General features: G+C 71.4%; 19 protein-coding genes. 13 read left to right on the plus strand and 6 right to left on the minus strand.

The annotated features are described in order from the left end of the window. Positions 1-66: 66 nt before the first annotated feature. The 9 genes from ACWEKM_RS05470 to ACWEKM_RS05510 all read left to right on the plus strand — a co-directional run bounded on the left by ACWEKM_RS05470 (position 67) and on the right by ACWEKM_RS05510 (position 8409). Positions 67-501, plus strand: a complete 435-nt coding sequence (locus ACWEKM_RS05470; protein WP_451619839.1) for a phage tail protein — start codon at positions 67-69, stop codon at positions 499-501. 3 nt (positions 502-504) lie between these two features. After that, a complete protein-coding gene (locus ACWEKM_RS05475) occupies positions 505-1320 on the plus strand; it encodes a CIS tube protein (protein WP_451619840.1) in 816 nt (271 codons plus the stop codon). 10 nt (positions 1321-1330) lie between these two features. Further along, a complete protein-coding gene (locus ACWEKM_RS05480) occupies positions 1331-3232 on the plus strand; it encodes a VgrG-related protein (protein ID WP_451619841.1) in 1902 nt (633 codons plus the stop codon). Between the two features lie 69 nt (positions 3233-3301). Continuing rightward, positions 3302-3577, plus strand: a complete 276-nt coding sequence (locus tag ACWEKM_RS05485) for a PAAR domain-containing protein (protein WP_451619842.1) — start codon at positions 3302-3304, stop codon at positions 3575-3577. A gap of 4 nt (positions 3578-3581) precedes the next feature. Further along, positions 3582-4001 carry a GPW/gp25 family protein gene (locus tag ACWEKM_RS05490; protein WP_451619843.1) on the plus strand — a complete coding sequence of 140 codons (420 nt, stop codon included), beginning with the start codon at positions 3582-3584 and terminating at the stop codon, positions 3999-4001. Then, on the plus strand, positions 3998-5977 hold the full coding sequence (locus ACWEKM_RS05495; RefSeq protein WP_451619844.1) for a putative baseplate assembly protein: 1980 nt from the start codon (positions 3998-4000) through the stop codon (positions 5975-5977). Before ACWEKM_RS05490 ends, ACWEKM_RS05495 begins: the two co-directional genes overlap by 4 nt. Then, positions 5978-6541, plus strand: coding sequence for a phage tail protein (locus tag ACWEKM_RS05500; RefSeq protein ID WP_451619845.1), 564 nt, complete (start codon positions 5978-5980; stop codon positions 6539-6541). It abuts the gene before it with no gap. A 695-nt stretch (positions 6542-7236) separates the two neighbouring features. Further along, a complete protein-coding gene (locus ACWEKM_RS05505; RefSeq protein WP_451619846.1) occupies positions 7237-7761 on the plus strand; it encodes an NADase-type glycan-binding domain-containing protein in 525 nt (174 codons plus the stop codon). 108 nt (positions 7762-7869) lie between these two features. Continuing rightward, positions 7870-8409, plus strand: coding sequence for a MerR family transcriptional regulator (locus tag ACWEKM_RS05510; protein WP_451619847.1), 540 nt, complete (start codon positions 7870-7872; stop codon positions 8407-8409). On the opposite strand, the gene asnB is transcribed toward ACWEKM_RS05510, so the two are convergent. From asnB to ACWEKM_RS05540, 6 genes are all read right to left on the minus strand, one after another. Next, positions 8388-10199, minus strand: a complete 1812-nt coding sequence (asnB, locus tag ACWEKM_RS05515; RefSeq protein ID WP_451619848.1) for an asparagine synthase (glutamine-hydrolyzing) — start codon at positions 10197-10199, stop codon at positions 8388-8390. The genes ACWEKM_RS05510 and asnB overlap by 22 nt on opposite strands. Positions 10200-10369: 170 nt before the next feature. Beyond that, the gene (locus tag ACWEKM_RS05520; protein ID WP_451619849.1) at positions 10370-11230 is read right to left on the minus strand and encodes an urease accessory protein UreD; all 861 of its coding nucleotides are present in this window, start codon (positions 11228-11230) and stop codon (positions 10370-10372) included. After that, positions 11227-11922, minus strand: a complete 696-nt coding sequence (gene ureG, locus ACWEKM_RS05525; protein ID WP_451619850.1) for an urease accessory protein UreG — start codon at positions 11920-11922, stop codon at positions 11227-11229. The genes ACWEKM_RS05520 and ureG overlap by 4 nt, the downstream gene beginning before the upstream one ends. An 18-nt stretch (positions 11923-11940) precedes the next feature. Continuing rightward, on the minus strand, positions 11941-12615 hold the full coding sequence (locus tag ACWEKM_RS05530; RefSeq protein WP_451619851.1) for an urease accessory protein UreF: 675 nt from the start codon (positions 12613-12615) through the stop codon (positions 11941-11943). Between the two features lie 69 nt (positions 12616-12684). After that, positions 12685-14517 carry an urease subunit alpha gene (locus ACWEKM_RS05535; protein WP_451619852.1) on the minus strand — a complete coding sequence of 611 codons (1833 nt, stop codon included), beginning with the start codon at positions 14515-14517 and terminating at the stop codon, positions 12685-12687. Then, a complete protein-coding gene (locus tag ACWEKM_RS05540; protein WP_451619853.1) occupies positions 14501-15169 on the minus strand; it encodes an urease subunit gamma in 669 nt (222 codons plus the stop codon). Before ACWEKM_RS05540 ends, ACWEKM_RS05535 begins: the two co-directional genes overlap by 17 nt. Before the next feature lie 553 nt (positions 15170-15722). On the opposite strand from ACWEKM_RS05540, the gene ACWEKM_RS05545 reads away from it, so the two are divergent. The 4 genes from ACWEKM_RS05545 to ACWEKM_RS05560 all read left to right on the plus strand — a co-directional run bounded on the left by ACWEKM_RS05545 (position 15723) and on the right by ACWEKM_RS05560 (position 20989). Beyond that, positions 15723-16175, plus strand: a complete 453-nt coding sequence (locus ACWEKM_RS05545) for a DUF3592 domain-containing protein (RefSeq protein WP_451619854.1) — start codon at positions 15723-15725, stop codon at positions 16173-16175. A 169-nt stretch (positions 16176-16344) separates the two neighbouring features. Beyond that, positions 16345-17295, plus strand: coding sequence for an AAA family ATPase (locus tag ACWEKM_RS05550; RefSeq protein WP_451619855.1), 951 nt, complete (start codon positions 16345-16347; stop codon positions 17293-17295). Next, entirely contained in the window at positions 17292-18434 is a 1143-nt protein-coding gene (locus ACWEKM_RS05555) for a hypothetical protein (RefSeq protein WP_451619856.1), read from the plus strand. Before ACWEKM_RS05550 ends, ACWEKM_RS05555 begins: the two co-directional genes overlap by 4 nt. Then, positions 18431-20989, plus strand: a complete 2559-nt coding sequence (locus tag ACWEKM_RS05560) for a hypothetical protein (RefSeq protein ID WP_451619857.1) — start codon at positions 18431-18433, stop codon at positions 20987-20989. Before ACWEKM_RS05555 ends, ACWEKM_RS05560 begins: the two co-directional genes overlap by 4 nt. Positions 20990-21016 lie beyond the last annotated feature (27 nt).

Consider the following 21016-nt stretch of genomic DNA (forward strand, 5'->3'; position numbering starts at 1 on the left):
CCGGTCTGTGACCAGCCACCGGCCGCGTGCGGACCGCACGGACCGAACACAGAGAAGGGATACGGCATGGCCGTGACCGACGACCCGGCGGTCAGCGTCTGCTTCGTCGTCACCGTGGACGGCATCGAACTCGGCTCGTTCAACACCTGCGAGGGCCTGGGCTGTGAGGTCGTGCTGGAACAGCGCGAGGAGGGCGGCAACAACACCCATCTGTGGCAGCTGCCCACCCGCCTGAAGTACCCGAACATCAAGCTGTCCAGGCCGCTGACCCGGGAGACCGAGAAGGTGGCCAAGTGGTTCGCGAGCATGACCACCGGGATCAAACGCAGGACGGCCCACATCGAGGCACGTACCGGTGACGGACGGCCGGTGGCGAAGTGGGGGCTGCTGGAGGTGGTGCCGGTGCGCTGGACCGGGCCGGCGTTCAATCCGGAATCCCCCAAGGTGGCCATGGAGACGATCGAGATCGCCCACCACGGCTTTGTGACGATGGAGGACTGACCTGTGGGTTCCCCGGTGGCGTTCAGCGCGGCGGGCGCGGGTGCGGTCGCCGCCCAGGGGGGCGGGGCCCGGCCCAAGCTGGAGCACGCGTACCTGGAGCTGCGCACCCCGCCGCCGGGCGGGAGTCTGACGCCCGGCGGGCCGTGCGGGCGGATCGACTTCCAGTTCAACCCCAAGGAGCTGTCCCTGACCAAGGCGGCGGCCTGGAAGCGCACTCCGGCGAAGGGGGCGAAGAGCGCGGGGCCGCCGGAGTACCAGGGGCCGCAGCCCAGCAAGCTCACGGTGGAGATGTTCTTCGACGCGAGCGACACCCAGGACACCAGTGTGGTGACCGCGGTGGAGAAGCTGTTCGCGTGCTGTGTGCCGACGAGCGAGACACGGCAGCAACAACGGTCCTCACCGCCCTGGGTGGTGTTCCACTGGGGCGGACTCACCGGTTTCCCCGGTTATGTCAGCCAAGTGCAGGCGAAATACACCCTGTTCACCACGTCCGGTGTGCCGATCCGGGCGGTGTGCCAAGTGACCATGGAGGAGATCGCCGGGGAGACCCCGGGGCAGAACCCGACGTCGGGCGCTCTGCACGCGCGCCGTGTGCACCGGGTGCGTACCGGGGACTCGCTGGCGCTGCTGGCCTGGCGTGAGTACGGCGACCCGGCGGGCTGGCGGGCGATCGCGGAGGCGAACGGCATCGACGATCCGATGCGGCTGCCGGAAGGGCGCGAGCTGCTGCTCCCGGCGCTGGACGAACTGGAGCGGGCCGAGGGGCGGCACGGCACGCGCGGCGACGGACACGGCGGCGGACACGGCAGAGGTCGGTGAGGCGGGCGTCATGGTGAATCAGAGCGTGGCCAAGTCCCTGATGGTGGAGTTCGGCGGCCGTCCGCTCCCGCAGGCCCTGGCGAACACCCTGGTGGAGGGGTACGTGGACGACAGCCGTACCCTGCCGGATCTGTTCCTGCTGCGGTTCCGCGACCCCAGCCGGGTGCTGCTGGACCACACCGGGGTGCGGATCGGTACGGAGGTACGGCTGCTGGCCAGCGCCGACGGCGGTCCGTCGCCCCGTCCGCTGCTGACCGGGAGCGTGACGGCGCTGGAGGTGGAGATCGACGACACCGGGACCTACACGGTGGTGCGGGGACTGGACGAGTCCCATCGTCTCTTCCGGGGCCGCCGGGTCGCGGGCTACCAGAACATGACGCTGGCCGACATCTGTGTCCAGGTGGCGCGGCGGGCCGGGCTGCAGCCGGGCACGATCGACGTGGCGGGCCCGGTGCTGGAGCATGTGGCGCAACCCAACATCACCGACTGGGAGTTCATCGGCTCGCTGGCCGAGGAGGCGGGCGTCCAGGCGTTTGTGACGGATGGCCGGCTGCATCTGGCCAGGCCGACCGAGGCGGGCGGCGCCCCGGACCCCTCGGCCCGCGCCGAGCGCAACCCGCTGGTCCTGGAGATGGGTGACAACCTGCTGCGCTGCCGGGCCGGGGTGTCGGCCGCCGAGCAGGTGTCCGCGGTGGAGGTGCGCGGCTGGGACGTACGGGCCAAGCGGCCACTGATCGGCCGCGCCGACGCGGGCTCCACGGCGACGCTGGCGCTGGGGGTGACGGCGGCCGAGGTGGCGCGGCCGTTCGGCGCGGCCGACTTCGTGGTGTCGGACGCGCCGTACGGGAACCAGGCCCAGGTGGACCAGGCGGCGAAGGCGCTCGCGGCGCGGATCGCGGGGTCGTTCGCCGAGCTGGAGGCGGTGATCCGGGGCAATCCACAGGTGCGGGCGGGTGGCGCGGTCACCCTGGCCGGGGTCGGCGCCCCCTTCGAGGGCCGGTACACCGTGACCTCGTCGCGGCATGTGTTCGACCCGGTCCGCGGCTACGAGACCTGGGTGACGGTCTCCGGGCAGCAGGAACGCTCGCTGTTCGGGCTGACCGGCGGCGGCCCGGGAACCGGTGCGGCGGCGGGGGCCCGGTGTTCCGGACTGGCGAACGGCACGGTCACGGACACCAAGGACCCGGAGGGTCTGGGCCGGGTGAAGGTGCGCTTCCCGTGGCTGTCCGACGAGTATGCGAGCGACTGGGCGCGGACCGCACAGGCGAGCGGCACCGGCGGCGGGGAGGCGTTCATCCCCGAGGTCGGCGACGAGGTGCTGGTCGGGTTCGAACAGGGCCACCTGGACCGTCCCTATGTCCTCGCCGGGCTCTACAACGGGCAGGACAAGCCGGGCGGCGGGGGCGGCGGACCGGGGCAGGGTGCCGGTCCGCAGGCGGCGGAGGGCACCGCGGCGGTCGACCCCACCAGCGGGGCCGTCACCAGGCGTGCGTTCGGTTCCCGCAGCGGCGACAGGCTCGAACTGCTGGACGCCGCGAACGGCCCGCAGGGCGTACGGCTGTCGACGGGTGACGGAAAGCTGAGGATCAGCCTCGACCGCCGGGGCACCACCGTCGTGGTGCACAGCGACGGCGCGGTGGAGATCGAGGCGAAGGAACAGGTCTCGATCACGGCGGGCAACGGGGTCGCGCTGGACGCGGGCGGTGGAACGCTGGAGCTGACCGGCGACTCGGTGAAGCTCACCGCCCGTACCGGTGTCCACGTGGACGGCGGCAACGGCCAGGTGAAGCTCGCCACGGGCGGCGCGGTGGAAGTACGGGGCAACCAGGTGGCGGTGGCCGGCACCACCCGCACCGAGCTTCGGGGCGGCAGCACGCTGTCCGTCAACGCGCCACTCGTACGCATCAACTGAACGACGATCGCAGGCAACTCATCGCCAGGAACCGCAGGAACGTGATGAACCAGGCAGGGGGCACAGCACATGCCAGCAGCCGCACGCGTCGGTGATCCCACCGGGCATCCCGGGGTGGTCGGCCCGCCCGGAGAGCCCACCGTGCTGATCGGCGGGCAGCCGGCGGCCACCGTGGGCACCCCGCACCAGTGCGCCTCACCCGCCGCACACGCCCCGTCCACGATCGCCCCGCCGGGCAGTTCCAGCGTGCTGATCGGCGGTCGGCCCGCCGCCCGGGCGGGTGACAGGGCGGTCTGCGGTGCGCCGATCACGGCCGGGTGCCCGACCGTGCAGATCGGAGGCTGACCTGATGGGACGTCAATTCATCGGTGCGGGCTGGGCGTTCCCGCCACGCACGGACGCCACCGGCAGTATCGCGCTGGTCCGGGACGAACGGGAGATCGAGGAGTCGATCCGGCTGGTCCTGGCCACCTCACCCGGCGAGCGTCCGATGCGCCCCGAGTTCGGCTGCGCGCTCGGCGACTATGTGTTCGCGCCCGCGGACGCCGGTACGGCCGGGCAGCTCGCCTACGAGGTGCGGCTCGCGTTGGAGCGGTGGGAGCCGCGGATCGAGGTGGCGGACGTCGCCGTACGGTTCGACGAGGCGGACAACGGGGTGCTGTACATCGTCATCGGCTATGCGGTACGCGGCACCAACGACCCGCGCAACCTCGTCTTCCCGTTCTATGTGATCCCGGACGGTGCGGGAGCGGGCGGGGGATCCCTATGACGCTGCCCAGCCCCAACCTGGACGACCGGCGCTTCCAGGGCCTGGTGGACGAGGCCAAACGGCTGGTGCAGCAGCGCTGTCCCGAGTGGACCGACCACAATGTCTCCGACCCGGGAGTCACCCTGATCGAGGCGTTCGCCACCATGGTCGATCAGCTCGTCTACCGGCTCAACCGGGTACCGGACAAGAACTATCTGGCCTTCCTCGACCTCATCGGCGTACGGCTGTATCCACCGACGGCCGCCCGCACCGAGGTCACGTTCTGGCTGTCCGCACCGCAGCCCGACACGGTGCGCGTGCGGGCGGGTACGGAGGTGGCCTCGGTGCGCACCGAGGCCGAGGAGGCCGTGGTGTTCACCACCGGCCGGGACCTGTCGGTGGTGCCGTGCGAGCTGTCGCATCTCATCACCTGGCCGGCCATCGGCAACGCCACTGACCGGTCCGAGGAGTTGGCGCTCGGCCGCGATGTGCCGTGCTTCGGCCCCACGCCCGCCCCCGGGGACTGCCTCTGCTTCGGGCTGTCCGCTCCGGTGCCGGGCTGCGCGGTGGTGCTGCGCCTGGACTGCCGGGTGGACGGCGTCGGGGTCGACCCGCGCCGCCCGCCCCTGCGGTGGGAGGCGTGGGACGGCACCGCCTGGGTGGCGTGCGAGGTGGAGAAGGACGACACCGGGGGGTTCAACAAGGCGGGCGAGGTCATCCTGCACATGCCCGCCGGGCACACCGCCTCGGTGGTCGCCGGGCGGTCCGGCGGCTGGCTGCGCTGCCGGCTCGTGGAGGCGGCCGCGGACCGGCCGACGTACGTGGCGTCTCCGACGGTGCGCCGGGCGAACGCGTTCAGCATCGGCGGCACGGTGCAGGCCGCGCACGCCGAGACCATGGCGGAGGAGGTGCTGGGCCTGTCGGAGGGGATTCCGGGGCAGGGTTTCCGGCTGGCCCGGCCGCCGGTGGTGGCGGGCGAAGAGCCGTTCGTGGTGGAGGTGGCCGAGGGACCCGGCTGGGCGGGGTGGACCCGGGTGGACGACTTCGCGAACTCCACCCCGTACGACCGCCACTTCACCCTGGACCCCAACTCCGGTCAGGTGGACTTCGGTCCCGCCGTACGGGAGGCCGACGGCACGCTCCGGCTGTTCGGCGCCGTGCCGCCGAAGGGCGCCCCGGTGCGGGTGCGGTCCTACCGTACGGGTGGCGGACACCGGGGCAATGTGGCGCGGGGCGCGCTGCGGGTGCTGCGTAGTTCGCTGCCGTTCGTGGCCCGGGTGGAGAACCGGCGGCCGGCGCTGGGCGGGGTGGACGGCGAGACGGTGGCGAACGCGCGGGTGCGGGGGCCGATGACGCTGCGCACCCTGCACCGGGCCGTGGTGCCGCGTGACTACGAGTTGCTGGCCCGTGAGGTGGCGCCGGACGCTGCCCGGGTGGCCTGCGTGCCGGCCGGCCCGTCCGGTGACCGGGATCCGGGCCGGCAGGGCAACGAACAGGCTGGCGGGGTACGGCTGTTGGTGGTGCCGGCGGGGCGGGACGATGCACAGGGACGGATCCGGTTCGAGGAGCTGATCCCGCCGCGGGACACCCTGGCGATGATCGCGTCGTATCTGGACGAGCGGCGCCCGATCGGCACCCGGCTGGCCGTGGAGCCGCCGTACTACCAGGGCGTCACCGTGGTCGCCTCGGTGGTGGCGGGCCGTGGCGCGGCGGCCGACCGGCTGCGGGACGCGGCCCTGACCGCGCTGTACGGCTATTTCAACCCGCGCACGGGCGGGCCGGACGGGCGGGGCTGGCCGTTCGGGCGGCCCGTGCACTCCGGGGAGGTGTTCGCGGTCCTGCAGCGGGTGCCCGGTGTCGACCTGGTCGAGGACGTACGGCTGTTTCCGGCGGACCCGGTGAGCGGGCAGCGCGCCGAGGCCACCGCGAGGATCGAACTCGACCGGCATGCACTGGTGTTCAGCTACGAGCACCAGCTCCGGGTGCGGGAGGCGTGAGTGCGCGAAGGACTTCCAGGACTGCCGACGCCCCATCCGCTGCTGCATCAACTGCCCGCGGTCTACCTGGAGCAGCCTTTCGTCGAGCGGTTTCTGAGCGCGTTGGACGAGGTGCTGGCGCCGGTGCTGCTCACCCTGGACAACCTGCCCGCCCATCTGCATCCGCGGACCGCGCCCGAGGATCTGCTGGCGTGGCTGGCCGAGTGGGTCGCGGTGGAGGCGGACCCGGAGCGGCCGCTGGACCAGCGTCGCGCCCTGGTGAGCGGTGCGGTGGCCCGGCACCGCGAGCGCGGTACGCGGCACGGGCTGGCGGCGGCGATACGGCTGGAGACGGGCATCGAACCGGAGATCGAGGAGAGCGGCGGCACGTCCTGGTCCGGTGAGCCGGGGTCGGCGCTGCCCGGGTCGGCGCGTGCCTGGGTGAGGGTGCGGCTGCGGGTGGCGGACGAAGCGGCCGCCGCCCCGACGCGGGAACGGCTGGAGCGGCTGGTGGCCACCGAGGTGCCCGCGCATGTCGCGTACGAGGTGGACGTCGTCGTGGCGTCGGACGGGACGGGTGCGTGATGATCTGCCCCGAGTGCGGTCACCGCAATGCGGCGGTTACTCGCTTCTGCGGCTCCTGCCAGGCGTTCCTCGGCTGGGAGGAGGACGCGGCGGAGACGCCGGACGGCACCACGGAGGGTACGGCGGAGGGTGGGCCGGAGCGGGACGGAAACCGGCCGCCCGACGCGACGGCCCCGCCCGCTTCTCCACCGCCCGCGTCTCTCCCATCTCTCCCATCTCCCCCATCTCACCCGTCGCACCTGTCTGCGCCGGCCGTGCCACCGCCGTCGCCCGCCTCCGTCCCGGCCCCGGCGGACCCCGAGGGGCGGGCGGCGGCCCCGGTACGGCCCGGCGACCCCCGGCGCGACGAGTCCGGCGGCGGACCGGACCACCGCCCGGACCACCGCCCGGACCCGCCGGAGACGGCGACCACGCCCGCTGCCCCGCCGAGTTGGGCACCGCCCCGTCCGGACACCGCGCCGCGCCCGGCCGCTCGGCGCTGCCCGACGTGCGGTCGGGAGAACCCGTACGCCCGAAGGCTCTGCGTCGGCTGCGGCGCGCTGCTCGACCCCGCGCCGACGAGGACACCGACGCCGGATGTCTCTCCCTCGTGGTGGCGTCGGCTCGTGCCAGGCCGCGGGGAACGTCCGCTGGCCGCCGGGAGCCGACCCAGGTCAAGGCGTCCCAGGTGGCCCAGGCCGCGCCTGACACTGCCGGTGCTGCTGCTCGTGCTCGCCGCCGCGGCGTGGCTGGCCCGTTCACACCTGTCCGGTGTGCTCACGTTCACCGAGGACCGTGCAGGTGATCCGAAACCGCTGCACCCGATGACGGTGAGTGCGTCCAGCGAGTCGCCGGCCCACCGGGCGCAGACGGCCTTCGACGGGTTCAGCAACCGCTATTGGGCGCCGGCCGGCCGCGGGTCCGGCGCGGGGCAGTATCTGGACGCGGAGTTCGACCGTCCGGTGCGGCTGCGGAAACTGCTGATCACTTCGGGGAGTTCGGCGAAGGAGGACGAGTTCCTGACCCAGGCACGGCCGTCGGAGATCACCATCACCCTGATCTCCGCGAAGGGCGAGCGCACCACCAAGGGGATCAATCTCAACGACGCGCCCGGCCAGCAGAGTTTCGACGTGCGCGGCTCGGACGTGACACGGGTGAGGCTGACGGTGGACGCCGCTTACGGGGTCCGGGCCGACCGCCGGGTCGCCGTCGCCGAGGTGGAGTTCTTCGGCCGCCAGTGACCGCCCCGCACACCCCGTGCCGCGGAGGCGGCCCGGTGGGCTGGGGTGCTCGGGGCGTGGAAACGCCGACTTGAGTGCGCGTGCGACGTGCTTCAGGATCCTCTCATGATGTCTGAGCCACGTGACCAGGGCGAGCTTGTGGTGATCGGTGAGGCAGGCAAACGCTTCGGGCTGAGCGTCTCCACCCTGCGCTACTGGGAGGAACGCGGCCTGATCCACGCGACGGAACGGCGTGGGGGGCGCCGTTACTACGGCCCCGATCAGCTGCACCGCATCGGTCTGATCCAGATGTGGCGGGAGACCGGGCTGATGAGCGTGGACGAGATCGCCGTCGCCCTGGGCGGCGAGGGCGACTGGCGCGAGGCGGTGCAGGGACGCGTACGGGCGATCCAGGAGCAGATCGAACGGTTGCGGGTCGGCCAGGCGCATCTGGAGCACCTGTTGACGTGTCCCCGCGACGCTCCCGCCCTCGAGTGCGAGTACCTGCGCAAGGCGGTCGCGGAGCGGATGAGAGGCAACCCGGTCACCCCGGAGGATCTGCGCCACGACGGCGACGGGGATGCCGGGCCGCACCGCGGCCACCGGGCGTCCGCGCAGAACGGCCGTCGCACGTCCGCGTCACCGGCTCAGCAGAGCACGACGCGATAGATGCGCAGCCACTCGGCGGTCTGCAGCAGCAGGGCGAGGGTGTCCCGGACCCGCCACATGCCGGGACTGTCACAGGGGCGGTCGAGCAGCGCGAGCAGCGCGGCACGATCGACCAGGGGCGCCAAGGCCGAGTCCCGGTCGGACAGTTCGGCGCGCATCTGTTCCCGCAGGCCGGCCTCGTAGTCGGGATGTACGTTCACGGGGAACGATGTCTTGCGGCGCTCCAGGACATGGTCGGGCAGGGCGCCGGCCATCGCGTCGCGGAGCAGCCCCTTGACTCGGCCGCCGGGTGACTTGAGGTGCCACGGCGTGTTCCACAGGTATTCGACGAGCCGGTGGTCACAGAACGGGACCCGGACTTCGAGGCCGGCGCGCATGCTCGTCCGGTCGGTGAAGTCGAGCAGCAGCGGCAGCCAGCGTGTGAGGTTCAGGTGGAACAGCTCGCGCATCCGGGTGCCCAGCGGATCCTCCTCCCCGGCAAGCCGCGGCACCTCGGTCATCGCCTGTGCGTGGTCGTCGGTCAGATGCCGGGCGATGCGCCGCTTCAGGTCGTCGTTGAGGACGGGGCAGACGGCCTGGGGAATGGCCGCCCAGGGAAGGGCGTGCTCGGCGCGGGCGGCGGGCGAGTGGAACCACGGGTAGCCGCCCAGCGACTCGTCCGCCGCCTCGCCCGAGAGGACGACCGTGACCTCCTTCTTCACCGCCCGGAACATCAGGTACTGGGCGGCGTTGATGTCCGCGAAGCCGGGCACGTCGCGGGCGCGCAGCACCTCGGAGCGCGCCCGCAGCACGTCCTCGGTGGGCAGCAGGATCTCCGTGTGCCGGGTCCGCAGTGCCTGAGCGACCAAGTGGGCGAAGGCGGAGTCCTGTTCGGGGCGGGTGGCGTCGGGGGTGAAGTACTTCTCCTGGTCCTGGAATCCGACCGAGTAGGTGGCGGTGATGCCGTGGCCGACCCGGTCGGCGGCCAGAGCCGTGATCGCGCTGGAGTCGAGTCCGCCGGAGAGCAGGGCGCCGATCGGCACGTCGGACACGAGCTGCCGTTCCACGGCGTCCTTGAGCAGCTGCCGGACCGTACGGACGGTGGTGGGGTAGTCGTCCGGGTGCTCATGGCTCGCCAGCTTCCAGTACGGCCGTTCGCGGCAGCCGCCGACGTCGGCCAGGACGAGGTGTCCGGGACGCACGGCGCGGATCCGGCGGAACACCGACCGGCCGGGCACAGGGGTGACGCACAGCATCGCGGCGAGCCCGTCCTGGTCGACCTCGGGCGGTGCGAAGGGATGCGCGAGCAGCGTCTTGAGTTCGGAGCCGAACACCACCCCGTTCGGGTAGGGCAGGAAGTACAGCGGTTTCACGCCGAGGCGGTCACGGGCCAGCAGCAGCGTTCGCGGACCGGGATCCCAGAGGGCGAAGGCGAACATGCCGTCGAGGCGGGTCACACATTCCGGTCCCCACTCCAGGTAGGAGTGCAGCAGGACTTCGGTGTCCGAGGAGGTGCGGAAGCGGTGTCCGCGGGCGGTCAGCAGGCGGCGCAGCTCGCGGAAGTTGTAGATCTCGCCGCTGAACGTCACCGCACAGGGCGCCTCGCCGTCGCGCGCCGCGGTCATCGGCTGTCTGCCGCCCTCGACGTCGAGCACGGCGAGCCGGCGATGGCCCAGTGCCGCATGGCGTGACAGCCAGGTACCGCCGTCGTCCGGGCCGCGTGAGACGAGTGTCCCGGTCATCGCCTCAAGCACCTGGTGTTCGTTTCCCAGGTCCCGTTCCCAGTCGGCCCAGCCCGCGATTCCGCACATACTCCCTCGCTCCTTTTGGGTGGGACGGTTGCTTTGTTCGTCCCGTGTTGCGAGGTTCGCAGCTCAAGTCGGCTTGAGGTCAACCCGGGGTTGTCCCCGCCGGCCATCGCCCTTGCCCAGCCGACGCCGGACGGGGCACGACCCGTCACATTCGCCAAGTGCGAAGGTTTCTAAGTGTTCTGGACGTGGGCAAGGGCCAGGTCGAGCAGGTGGCGGAGGCGGGTCGGGCTGGGGGCGACGGCGGTCGCAAGCAGCGCCGGTCCGTTCGCGAGCGGGGCGATGACAGCGGCGCCCTCTTCCGGATCGCCGCCGATCAGGTGCGCTTTCCCTGCCGTGGGGGCCTCGGGATGGACGACGAGGAGCTGTCCGGTGGCCCGGTGTCCGCTCAGCACCGCGGGACCGTCCCAGGCGGAGGTCGGATCGCCGTAGGCGTTCTCCTGGTCGAGGAGCAGTCGGCCGTCCCAGCGCACCGTCAGGCGGGTGCTGAGGGATCCGGGCGGCTCGGCCGTGCGGCCGAGGAGTTGTTCCTCCCTGAACAGCAGCCGGGAGGTGGGGGCGAGGTCCAGGACGTAGGACTGGCGCAAGGTGCTGCCCCGGGTGCTGATCAGAGGGTGGGGCAGCCAGTGCAGGCGGGCCCGCTCCCCGACGGTGAGCCGTACGTCGTAGGTGGCGGGCGCGGGTGTGGAGCCGCGTAGCGCGAGGGTGGCGGCGGCTGTCGTCACTTCCAGCTCGGCGTCGGCCTCGGCCTCGATGTCGAGCCCGAGGCGGTCTCCTCCGAGTGGTGCGCTCATCGCAGCGATCACCCCGACGCGGGCAAGGCCGCCGCGGGTCCGCAGTTTCCGTAGGTGAAAGGGGCCGTCGGAGTGCAGCAGCGGCAGTGTCGTCGTATGGCCGTTGTGGGCGGCCCGGATACGGGCCGTGGCGTGGACGGCCGAAGGGGCGGGTGCGGCGGTGGACTGTTCCGGACGGTAGGTAGCGGTCCGGGAAGGCCGGTGGACCGCCCCGGCCGACGGTCGGGTGGGGCTTTTCATGCCGCTGCCCCGGTGCGCCACACGGCCAGACGTCCGGTGACCCAGTCGGCGACCGGCCGGATTCCGTCGGCCGAGGTGAGGCTGGTGAAGGCGACCGGCAGGGCGCCGCGCTGCTTCTCGGCGTCCGCCGCCATGCGGGCCAGGTCGGCGCCGACGTAGGGAGCGAGGTCGGTCTTGTTGATGACGAGGAGGTCGGCGGTGGTGATGCCGGGTCCGCCCTTGCGGGGGATGTCGTCGCCGCTGGCCACGTCGATCACGAACACCTGTGTGTCGACGAGCCCACGGGAGAATGTCGCGGTGAGGTTGTCCCCGCCGGACTCGATGAGGATCAGGTCCAGCGGCGCCAGGTCCTGCTCCAACTGCTCGGCGGCTTCCAGGTTGGCGGAGATGTCGTCGCGGATCGCGGTGTGCGGGCAGGCTCCGGTCTCCACGGCGGTGATCCGTTCCGGCGGGAGTACGGCTTCCCGGCGCAGGAACTCGGCGTCCTCCCGGGTGTAGATGTCGTTGGTGACGACGGCGATGGACAGCGTGTCGCGCAGCGCACGGCACAGCGCGGCCACGGTGGCGGTCTTGCCCGAGCCGACGGGCCCACCGAGCCCGACGCGCAGCGCGCGGCGACTGCCGTCGGGGCGGTGGACGTCGGCGCTGTGGGTGTGCCGTTCGGGCAGGGTCGCGGGATGGTCGAGGTGCACGGCGGCTCCAAGGGAAGGTCAGGAGGCGAAGAGTCGGACGGCCCAGGCGGCGTGTTGCTCCGCGGTGATGTCCAGCAGCGGAGCCGAGGCGGACGGCAGGACAGCGAGGCCCTCGGCCGGAACACGGGCCGCCGCGGCGGCGGCGATCGCGGCCACCTCGTCGACCTCGGGCGCGAGCCGGGCGAGCAGCGCGGTCGCGTCGAACGGATCGAGGCTCAGCAGGCGTACCGCCGCGGTCGCCGGTCCGCCGATGCTCTCGTACGCGGCGCACTGCGCGGCGTCGGCCACGGTCAGCGCGGCGGCACGTGCGGTGACGCCCAGCACGACGGGCTGGTGCGCTCCGTGCGGCCGGACGGCGGCGAGGTGGTCGAGGGCAGGTGCGGGCCAGGTCGCCCGGGCGGCCCGCAGCAGTTGCCGGCCGAGTCTGCGGGCGATGTGCCGCAGCGCCGGCATGGGTGTGCGGGCGTCGGCGGCCTCGTCCAGTTCCACGGGGTCGTGGCCGGCGGCCGCGGCGGCGGCGAGACCCGCCGCCGTCAGTCCGGTCGTGTGCAGGCGGCCCCGGCAGAACGCCTCCAGGCTTCTGGGGTCGTACACGCCTCCGGAGGCGACTGCCGCCTCGATGCCTCCGGAGTGGGCGTGCCCGCCTGCGGGGAAACGGCCGTCGGCGAGGACGAGCAGGGCGGCGTGGCTCATCGGGTCGGTGAACCGCCTTTCTCGGGTGAGCCGGTCCGGCGGTTTCGGCGGGCCGGACCGGGGAGCCGATCAGAACAGGAAGTAACGCTGGGCCATGGGCAGTTCGGTGGCGTAGTTCCGTCCGATCTGTTGTCCGTCCACGGTGGTGCGCACATCGCTGGTGGTGGCGCCGCCGATGGTGACCTCGAAGGAGTCGGGGTCGATGACGATCTCCGGCAGGCCGTCGTTGTGGACCATGTCGGCCTTGGTCACCTGGCGCGTGGACTTGATCGCCCGTAGCGGCTTGAGCAGGCCGATCCGTGACAGTTCGCCGTCGACGGCCGCCTCGGACACGAAGTTGAACGAGTTGCTCCTCGGGGACCGGCCGGTGAAGCCCCAGACCGGACGCGGCAGATACGGCTGCGGTGTCGGGATCGAGGCGTTGGCGTCGCCGATCTGCGCGTACGCGATCTGTCCGCCCTTGATGACCATGTGGGGCTTCACGCCGAAGAACTTGGGCTCCCACAGGACCAGGTCGGCCAGCTTGCCGTTCTCGACGGAACCGACCTCGTGGTCGATGCCGTGGGTGAGGGCCGGGTTGATCGTGTACTTGGCGATGTAGCGGCGGGCCCGGAAGTTGTCCGCCTCCGCGTCGTCCTCGTGCAGATGCCCGTAACGGGCCTTCATGACATGCGCGGTCTGCCAGGTCCGCATGATCATTTCGCCGATGCGGCCCATGGCCTGCGCGTCGGAGGACATCATCGAGATGGCGCCCATGTCGTGCAGCAGGTCCTCGGCGGCCATGGTGGAGGGCCTGATCCGTGAATCGGCGAACGCCATGTCCGCCTCGATCTCCGGATTGAGGTGGTGGCAGACGATCATCATGTCGACGTGCTCCTTGACGGTGTTGACCGTCAGGGGCCGGGTCGGGTTCGTGGAAGCAGGCAGCACGTTCGGCCGGCTCACCAGGCTGATCATGTCGGGCGCGTGCCCGCCGCCGGCCCCTTCGACATGGAAGATGTGCAGGCTGCGGTACTTGTCGCCGTCGATCTCGCGGCCGTCTCTGGTCGCGGCGAAGGTGTGCTGGACGAACCCGGACTCGTTCAGCGAGTCGGCGTGCAGGGCGACCTGGACGCCGGTCTCGTCGCAGACGCGCAGTGCCGCGTCGATCACCGCGGGCGTGGCACCCCAGTCCTCGTGAATCTTGAATCCGAGGGCACCGGCGGCCACTTGGTCGTGCAGCGCCTTCTCCGAGACCGTGCTGCCCTTGGCCAGCAGGCCGATGTTGACCGGGTAGGAGTCCAGCGCCTCGAACGTCCGCTGGATATGCCACTTGCCGGGTGTCACGGTGGTGGCCGTGCTGCCTTCGGCGGGTCCTGTGCCGCCCCCGATCAGTGTGGTCACTCCCGAGGCGAGCGCTTCGTGGATCTGCCCGGGGCACAGGAAGTGCACATGGGTGTCCACGCCGCCCGCGGTCAGGATGCGCCCGTTGCCGGCGATCACCTCCGTCTCGGGCCCGACGACAAAGTCCGCGGCGCGTCGGTCGTCGTAGGACCGTGGCGACATCGTCTCGGGGTTGTAGCCCCGGCCGATCGCCTGGATACGACCGTCGCGCAGTCCGACGTCGGCCTTCACCACTCCCCAGTGGTCGAGGATCAGCGCCCCGGTGATCACCGTGTCCACGGGTGATCGGTCGTCGTCCCGGGGAATGTGCGACTGGCCCATCGACTCGCGGATCACCTTGCCGCCGCCGAACAGCAATTCGTCACCGCTTCGGCCGGGGCCGCCGCACCAGTCCGCGTCGATGCGCAGGACCAGGTCGGTGTCGGCGAGCCGGATCCGGTCGCCCGTCGTCGGTCCGTAGAGATCGGCGTACCGGGACCGGGCCAGCAGGCCCGGGGTCGGTTCAGTCCCGCCGGCCATCGAGATGCGCCTCCTCTTCGCTCTTGCCCGCTTTGAGACCCCTGACGACGCGTTCGCCGGCGACCGGCACCAGATACACGGTGTGCTGTTCTCCGGGGCTGGGCTCGAAGCGGACGGAGGTCCCGGAGGGGATGTGCAGCCGCATGCCGTGTGCGGCGTCACGGTCGAAGGAGAGTCCTTCGTTGACCTCGGCGAAGTGGAAATGGGAGCCGACCTGGACCGGACGGTCCGAGGGATTGCTCACCTCCAGCCTGACGGGCTCGTGGCCTTCGTTGTACGCCACCGCGTACTCGTCCTCGTCCGGGAGCAGTTCCACCTTCCCTGGATGCACGGCCACCTCCTCGGCCGCCTCGTCGAACGGATCGTGGATGGTCACCAGCTTTGTCCCGTCGGGGAACGTCGCCTCGACCTGAACGTTGTTGATCATCTCCGGTACGCCGTCCATGACCTCCTCGCGGGTCAGGACGCGGCGTCCGGACTCCATGACCGAGTCGACCGTGGCACCGGCGCGGGCTTCCTCGTACACGTGCGCCGTCAGCAGCGCCATGGCCTCCGGATAGTTCAACCGCAGTCCCCGCTCGCGGCGCCGACGGGCCACATCCGCCGCCACGTGGACCATCAGCCGCTCCTGCTCATGCGGAGTCAGATGCATGCGGCACGCCCTCCTTCCTGTTGTCCGCCTGGGTCATACGGCTACGACGCATCGGGAGGACCGGAGCTGCCCACGCGTCAGCGACCGCAGGACGATCATCGAACACACACCGAACGAGCAGGCGGAGAAATCGCTCATTGCCCCCGATGGGATGAAAGAGATGCACGGGTGGCGCAGGGGGCGCATGCGTGGGTGGTCGGAGCACGTGGCCGGTGTGGCTGGTGTGCCTGATGTGGCCGGTGTGGCCGGTGTCGAGACGATCGGCGGCCACTCACGCCGGGCCTGATGCTGCCGCCCACCCGGGACAGCCGACCGGAGAAAGCACAGGAGTTCCCGGATAGAACTCCGCGCAACGGGGAGGACACCCCGGAGATTCGCGCGGCGGAGGCCGCCCGGCGCAAGGTCCGCCAGGAGGGGCCGTGGCTCGGGAAACGGGTGGGAGACAGTGAGCGCACGACGGTGGCCACGCCGGTTCGGTGCGGGGGCGCGCGGGTTCGGTGCAGGGGCGCGCGGGTTCGGTGCGGGGGCGCGCGTCGTCGGGAAGACCGCGGGCGTGGTGGTCGTGACGGCTGTGGTGGCGCTGCTCGTCGTCTTCGGGTACGGGTTCGTCCGGCAGGCGCTCGACGGGCTGAACGAGACCTCCACGGTCGCCGCGCACGGACGCACGACCGAGGGAACCGTCCTGGCGAAGGACGAGGTGACCGGGCCCCAGGGAAGCCGCACCAAGAGGATCGAGGTGCGGTTCACCACGACCGCCGGGACGTCCTACCGGTTCTGGGAAGGCGGCGAGGCGGAGGTCGGTGACACGATCCGCGTCCGCTATCAGCCGGGACATCCCGAGACCGCGACCACCCACTCCCTGACGGGCAACAGGCTCGGATACGTCATGCTGGCCCTGATAGGGCTCGCGCTCATGGTCCTCATGCCGCTGGTCGTCCTCGTACCTGCCTGGAACGCTCTCCGCGACCGTCGTCGAGCGGTGCGGAAACCGTCGGCGACGGAATGACGCCGCCGCCTCGGCAGCGCCCGCGGCCGGACCGACTCGCCACCCGAAGTGATGCCTGCCTTGAGGCCCCTCACGGAGCCACGGAGCCCGGGAGCAGACGTTCACGGTGAGATTGTGTTCGACCGCGCGCCGCCCCCGACCAGGCACAGTACAAAATGACAATCGGTCTTTGTCTGACGAAGTCGCTTGTGCGGCCACCCTGTTCATAGAAAGCGGAGGACACGTGCTCCAGTACGAGAAGGAGTTCGATCCCGTCGTCGACGGTCCACCGGCGCACGGCCGCACGGGGCGGAATCGTTCGGCGTCCGGTTACGCGGCGGACGACGAGGTGTACGTCTTCGACGACGACCGGCTGGTGCTGGCCGTCAACGTGGCGCTCAAGACCGGTCGGCCCCTGCTGCTGTTCGGACCTCCGGGGTCGGGGAAGTCCTCGCTGGCACCCAATGTCGCGCGCATCCTCGGCTGGCAGTACCACTTCCATGTAGTGACGGCACGAACCGAGCCCGAGGACCTGCTGTGGCGCTTCGACGCGCTGAAGCGCCTCAACGACGCCCAGGCGCAGACGCTGAGCGAGGACATCGGGACCTACTACAGCCGCGGACCGCTGTGGCTGGCCTTTGCGGACAGCGGCCCGCAACGAACCGTCGTACTCATCGACGAGATCGACAAGGCGGACCCTGACCTGCCCAACAGCCTGCTGGGCCCCTTGGGTTCGCTGTCCTTCCCCAAGCCGTGGGACGACGGCAGCCACGTCACCGTCGCCGAAGAGCATGCTCCCCTCGTCGTCATCACGACCAATGACGAGCGGGAACTGCCGCGGCCGTTCCTGCGCCGTTGCATCGTCTTCGAACTGGGCTCGCCCTCCAAGGAGCATCTTCTTCGTGTGGCCGAGAAGCACTTGGGCACGCACTACGACGAGGAGCTGGCCGAGCGGATCGCCGATCACCTCATCGAGCTGCGCAGCAGCCCGTTCGACGCGGCAGGTCCCAGCACCGCGGAGTATCTGGACGCTCTCAAGGCCAGCCACCAGCTGAGAGTGACACCGGGGACTCCCGAGTGGGACGTGCTGGAGGCGGTCACGCTGCTGAAGCGGCGTGACGGAACCGGCGGTCCCGCTTGAGCGCGCGAGGCGGTGTCTTCCTCGGTGATCTGGTGAAGGCCGTATCCCTGTTGAACGCGTGGGACCCGAAGACGGCCCTGTCGATCGCCCACCTGCTGGGCATGGGCTCTCGGCTGACGGAGCGGCCTGTGCCCGGCGATCTCCCCGCCCAGTCGCCGGCCGACGGGGAGGCTGCTCCCGCAACCCGGGAGGACGGGAAGCCGCGGGCGGCCGGGCCCGTCGGCCCGCCCGTCGCGGCCGTCACCGGCCACCTCCCTTCGGACGGCGCCGACGCAGTAGCCGGGGACGCCGTCCCGGTTCCGAACGAACAGTTCGAGCCGCCGACGCCCGCCCCCACCCTGGAAAGACAGTGGAGTCCGGCACCCAAGTTGACGGAACGCCCGCTGTCCTTCTCCTTGGCCCTCACCCGGCCACCGGTGGGCGACACGGTCCGGGAAGCGCCTGCGGCAACGGAGGACGGCGCCGACGACGCGCCCGGGGAGACCGGCGTCGATTCGCGCGAGCACGCGTGGGAACCGCCCTGGAGTCCCGAATGGGCGCGGGGCGTGATGGTCGCCGCCGTGTCGGCTCCCGTCGCGAGCCGCAGGATCGACCAGCGTGCTCTGGTGCGCGGGGTCTCCCGGCAGCAAGTGCTGCGGGCCGTGCCGTGGCAGCGCCGCCCCAGCACGCGGCGCGGCGTGCAACTGCTGCTCGACCACGGCGCCGCCATGGCCCCGTTCCGGGACGACCGGCGGTGGCTGCACGGGCTGATGGGCAGTGTCGCGGGACGCGATCGCATCGAGGTGCTGCGCTTCACCGGCTCTCCCTCGCGTGGCGTCGTCCGTGCCGACTCCGTGGTGCAGGAGGTCTATCGAGCGCCCGCTCCGGGGACTCCCGTGGTCCTTGTGTCCGACCTCGGCAAGGTTCGGCCGCCCTTCTCGGGGGACGCCACGGCCCGGTTCGACGAATGGGTGGACTTCGTGGATCGGGCGCTGCGCTGCGGTTGCCTTCCGGTGTGCCTCACCCCGTTCCCGGCCGCGGCGTATCCGGTATCGGTGCGCGAGCGGGTCGCACTGATCCCGTTCGATCGGCGTATCTCCCTGCGGCACGCCCAGGAGGCGACACGGAGGATCCACCGACTGCTGGAAACGCGATCATGACAGAGCCGAGTGCGGCCCGGACCATCGCGTACTTGTCGCGGCACCGGCCCGAGCTGGTCGAACTCGCCCAGTGCGTCTCGCTGGCGATCAGCGTCGACCGGAACTTCCTGCGCAGGGCGCGGCTGCGCTTCCTGCCCCGCACGACGGCCGGCCTTGAGGCCGAACTCTGGTTCTCGCCGATGGTGGAGGCGGCCGGCAGCCACGCCCTGCTCCTGAACACCGACATGGCGGACCAGTTGCGCACCGAACTCGCGCGGCACAACGACGACCTGCTCCGGCAGATAAGGGACTTCACCGCCGCCGAGCACGCCCGGGCGCCGCTCGTCGTGCGGCTCTACGAGAGGTCCCTGTGGTCCTGCCTTGCCGGGGCCCGATCCGCCGACCCGGAATCGGCGCGCCTCGCCCAGCGCGTCCTGCTGACGGTGTCGGGTACGAATGTCGCCGAACAGGTCGCCGACGACATGGGGCGCTGGGTTCTGCACTACGGACACCGGTTGCCCAAGCGCCTGATGGAACGCGACGACCTCTGGCAGATCCAGGTCGCCTCCTGCGAGCGGCTCGGCCTGGAGCCGCCCAGGGACCCGGTCGGCCGGCCGACGGCGGTGACCGCGGAAGCACGGGCGCGCGTGCAGCAGACCATGGCCGTCGGGGTGACGGTCCGCTCGGACGGCATCGTCCTCAGCCGGCCCCCGGCGAGCGGGAGCCGCATCCTGCGGGCCAAGGGGACCAAGCACCGGGTCCGCATCGACGCCCTGAGTTCGCTCGGCCATACGCCGGAGCCCGTCCGCCTGGAGATCCTGGACAAACAGAGTGTGCATCTGCCCTTCACGGTGGTACAGCGGATCGGCCCCGACGGCGAGGTGCGGATGAGCCTGAGCCACCCGGGAACGGCACTGGAGGTCGCGGTCTCCCCGTTCACCGGCACGGGCCCCGACCGAGCACACTGCGCGGTGCTGCTGCCCGACGGCACGATCGCCCTCCACGGCGGAGACGGGTCGCAGAGCGCACGGATCGCACCGGAGCCGGAGTCCGGCGCACGCGAGGGGTTGGCCCTGTCCGCAGACGGTTCGGTCGTGTCGTTCGTCCAGGACGGCCGCAGGGTTCACCGACCACTGCGGTCCGGCGCGGCGAGCTGGACCGACCCGGCCGAGGAACGCACGAGCGAACCGGTGGCCGGCTCCGGGGACGGCCGTGTGACCGCCGAGGCGACCGCCGACGGCCGGATCCTGGCCATGTTCACCGGACCATCCGGGAGACCGCGTACGCGGGTCGTCGGGCAGGTGCCCTGGCAGGCGACCTCACTCGCCATCGACAGGGACCGGCACGTGGTGGCGGTGGTCGGCAACGACCTGACGCTGTTGGAGTTCCCCCTTCCCTCGGAGTTCCTCGACGTGGCAGCCCGCGACGACAGACCCCGGGAGACCGTGCTGCGCTTCTGCGCGAGCCGCATCTTCGGTGTCGGCGACGGAAGTTGGGTGGTCGCCGGGAGCGGCGGCCCCGTCGAGATAGGCACGGAGGACGGCCTTGGTTACCGCGTCACGCCGGATTTCGAACCGGCCCACGACACCGCCTCCGTGCCCGCGTGGGGCCGCGGCTGTGTGCTGGTCGAGACGCCGGTCGCCCTGCTGGAGACTCTCGCGGAGATGTATGGGGTGGACTGCCTGGCGGTGGAAGAAGTCGCCGTCGCGGACGAGTTCACCGGGCGCCTGGCGGCGGCTCGCCGCCGTCATGCCCTGCGGATCGTGGTCGGACTGGATGTCACCGGGCCGCCGGACGAGGTGCTCGACGCTGTGGTCCACTGGCTGGACCAGGGGGCGGACGGTCTGCGGCTCACCGGCACCGCAGGCGTCGAGGCGTCCCTGCTCGATGACGTACGGCACCTCCTCGACGGTTATGACGACCGCATGCTGCTGTGTGCCACCCCGCCCCCGACCAACCACGGCAGCGGGTTCCAGGTGGCCCCGGCCTCGGCGGTGATCTCGGCGCTCGGCTTTGCCCTCCGTAGCCGCTCCATGGCAGCGGGCGCCTTCGAGCGGTCCATGGCCCAGCTCAGAAGCGAGATCAAGGTTGCCTTCCCACGGCCCGCCGGAACGCCTGGGCGTCATGAGCCGACTCAGTGGAGTCTCGCGCTGCCGCCCGCACTGCCGACGACCGTCCTGAAAGTGGCCGCGGCCATCGTGCTCTCGCTGCCGGGCTGTCCCGTCCTGCCCGGCGGCATGCTTGTGGAGGACGCCGCGGGCGGTCTCGCGCTGCGGCCGCTGCTGGAGCTACGGCGCCATCACCTCGCGCTGTCCCGCGGCGACTGCGAGGTACTCGACGTGGACACCCCGCATGTGCTCGCCGTGGCACGCCGGCACGGTGACGACACGGTCCTGTGCCTCGTCAACGTCGCACATATCCCTACGGTCGCGATGCTCACGCCGGGGCGGCTCGGGGGCGTGGCGCGGCTCCAGGATCTCTTCAACGGCTCGGTCCTCGCGCTGTCCGATGGGACGGCACTCCCCCTGAGCATGGCCGCGAGCTCCGTTCGCTGGTTCCGGATGCTCGCACAATGAGTACGTCGACGCCCCACCGCAGGAGCC

It is taken from the genome of Streptomyces sp. NPDC004752 (genome assembly GCF_053601275.1).